This is a genomic window from Kordia aestuariivivens (assembly GCF_014397005.1).
Taxonomy (GTDB): domain Bacteria; phylum Bacteroidota; class Bacteroidia; order Flavobacteriales; family Flavobacteriaceae; genus Kordia; species Kordia aestuariivivens.
The window spans coordinates 1-3,366 of record NZ_JACGWS010000032.1 but is presented as its reverse complement, the minus strand read 5'-3'; the positions used below and the strand labels follow the sequence as shown (position 1 = coordinate 3,366).

Below are 3,366 nucleotides of genomic sequence, written 5' to 3'. Positions count from 1 at the left end.
ATCAGCCAGCAGCGAAGATTTACATCTTTGATCGTTATGGAAAACTCCTCAAACAGATTAGTCCTGCAGGACAAGGTTGGGATGGAACCTACAACGGAACGCCAATGCCATCAGCAGATTACTGGTTTAGAGTAGAATATGTAGATCCATTTGATGGAAATCTAAAAGAGTTTATCAATCATTTTACATTAAAAAGATAAATCACCATATTTGTCTTATATAATTGTAAGACAATGATTTTAGCCAAAACAACAAACCCAGTTGTAAAAAGTTTAGTAATAATCTTCATACTATTTAGTTGCCAACTACATGCGCAATTAATGCCCACATTGGTCGGAGACGCCAATGATATTGGAGGCGATTGCTTTGAAATTACAGAAAATATAAACTTTCAGTCTGGAGCCATTTGGGCAGGTGCACCTATCGACATGACAAATGACTTTGTCATTGAATTTAGAGGTTTCTTTGGTACAAACGATGCAAATGGAGCTGACGGAATTACATTTATTATAAAAAACACAGCAACACCCGAAATTGGGAGTCCAGGTGGAGGAATGGGCTATGAAGGTATTAATAACTCGCTAGCTGTCGAATTTGATACGTGGCAAAACAATGATTTAGGCGATCCGTTTTTTGATCATCTTGCAATCGTAAGCAGTGGGAATAATAATCATAATAATGCTACAAACTTAGCTGGACCAATTCAAGCGTCAGCAACTACAACAAATATTGAAGATGGTATAGAGCATATCATTCGAATTGAATGGACAGCTGCGACCACGACCATAGACGTATATTTTGATTGTGTGTTGCGCCTTTCCTATTCTGGAGATATTGTAAATACTATTTTCGGTGGAATTACAAATGCTTTTTTTGGATTTACAGGATCTACTGGTGGAGCAGTAAACTTACAACGTGTGTGTTTTGACTATGTCTCTTTCGCAAATACCTTAGCACTTGACGATCAAACAATTTGTGCAGGAACTACGGTAAATACGATTGATGCCGCAGTTACAGCCGCAACTTCATACGCGTGGACACCAACTACTGGCGTTAGTGATCCTACAATTTCAAATCCAACATTCACGCCAACAACGACAACGACTTATACGGTAAACATTACAAATAGTTGTGCCGAAGTCATACAAGAAAGTTTTACGATTACAGTAGCACCATCTCCTACTGCAAATACGGTACCTGATCAGAATGTATGTGATGATATTACGAATGATGGAGTTGCGCCGTTTGATTTTACAAACTTAGATGCAACCGTACTTGGAACGCTCGATCCTACACAATTTACAATTACATACCATCTAAGTCAGGCAGATGCTGATGGAAATATGAACGCACTTGTTTTCCCATACACAAATACAACGCAATGTGAGCAAATATATGTACGATTAGAAAGTGACTTAAATTCAGACTGTTATGATACTACCAATTTTGAAAACTGCGTAGACAGTCAACCAATTGCCAACCAACCAAGCGATATGAATTCGTGTGATTCTGATGGAAATGGTACAGAAATATATGATTTTACGATGCAAGAAGCCGCAATACTTGACACACAAAATGCTGCAGATGTAAACATTACGTTTCATGCCAATCAAATGGATGCTGATACTGATATGAATCCATTACCAACAACCTATACAGGAACGAATGCAGAAACAATTTTTGTGCGAGTTGAAAGTACTGAAGCTGGAAACGATTGCTTTGCAACGACTTCTTTTCAATTATTCTTTGGCGCGTTTGCAGTTGCAAATACGGTACCTAATCAGAATGTATGTGATGATATTACGAATGATGGAATTGCGCCGTTCAATTTTACAAACTTAGATGCTACCGTACTTGGAACGCTCGATCCTACACTATTTACCATAACCTATCATACAAGTCAATTAGATGCTGATGGAAACATGAACGCGCTTACGTTTCCATACACAAACACAGCGCAATGTGAGCAAATATATGTGCGATTAGAAAGTGACACAAACACAGCATGTTACAGTACTACAGATTTTGAAATCTGCGTGTACAGTCAGCCAATAGCAAATCAGCCCACTAATATGATAGCCTGTGATTTTGATATGAATGGAACTGAAGTTTTTGACTTGTCTACGCAAGAAGCTACAATACTTGGCGCACAAAATACTGCGGATGTAAACATTACCTTTCATGCTGATCAAACGGATGCTGATGGTAATCTAAATCCATTGCTAACAAACTATACAGCAACTAATGGAGAAACAATCTTTGTAAGAGTTGAAAGTACAGAAACTGGAAACGATTGCTTTGCAACGACTTCTTTTGATGTATTATTTGATGCGCCACCAATTGCGAATACGGTAACTGACCTTAATGTGTGTGATGATATTACGAATGATGGAATCGCTCAGTTTGATTTTACAAACTTAGATGGAATTGTACTCGGCACGCAAGATCCTAACATGTTTATGGTAACCTATCATACAAGTCAGTTAAATGCTGATGATAATATAAATGCGCTTACGTTTCCATACACAAATACGGCGCAATGTGAGCAAATATTTGTTCGCGTAGAAAACAACTCAAATCAAATGTGTTACAGCACTACAGATTTTCAAATCTGTGTGTACAGTCAACCAATTGCGAATCAGCCAAATGATATCGCAGCGTGCGATTTAGATAACAATGGATTTGAAATCTTTGACTTGTCTGCGCAAGAAGTTACACTACTTGGAACCCAAAATGCAGCTGATTTCAACATTACCTATCATAATTTACTAACCGATGCTGTCAATGACATAAATCCAGTAGCAACCATGTATAACGGAACTAATGGAGAAACCATCTTTGTGCGAATTGAAAGTACAGAAGTTGGAAACACTTGTTTCGATACAACCTCTTTTGACTTATTATTTGATAGTCCTCCGAATGTTACAATGCCAAGTGATTTAATTGTGTGTGACGATGACGTATCGGATGGTTTCACAGCAATTGATTTAAGCGTACGTAGTGCTGAAATTGTAAACAATCAAACTGGATTCTCTGTTATATACTATCTAAGTCAAGCTGATGCGGATAGCAACACAAATCCTTTAGCGCTTCCATACACAAATATCACCAATCCACAAACGGTGTTTGTCCGTGTAGACAGTGGAAATTCAGGCTGTTATGTAACGACTTCTCTAGTGCTTTCAGTTGCAGATGCGCCGTCCGTTTTTCCTGCAACACCCTTAGAATACTGCGATACAGACAATGACGGTTTCGGAATCTTTAACATCCGTAGTACAGAAAATCAAATTACTGGCGGAATGCTAATGGACATTGCTGTTACCTACCACGAAACTCCAGAAGATGCTGACAATGATGTAAATCCAC

2 protein-coding genes are annotated in these 3,366 nt (G+C 38.3%); both read left to right on the top strand.

The window, feature by feature from the left end; genetic code table 11:
- Positions 1 to 200, top strand: a 200-nt coding sequence (locus tag H2O64_RS23880) for a T9SS type B sorting domain-containing protein (RefSeq protein ID WP_187564763.1), incomplete at its 5' end; no start/stop codon positions are given.
- A gap of 33 nt (positions 201 to 233) precedes the next feature.
- The coding region (locus H2O64_RS23875) for a lectin-like domain-containing protein (RefSeq protein ID WP_449551215.1) at positions 234 to 3,366 on the top strand (3,133 nt) is incomplete at its 3' end.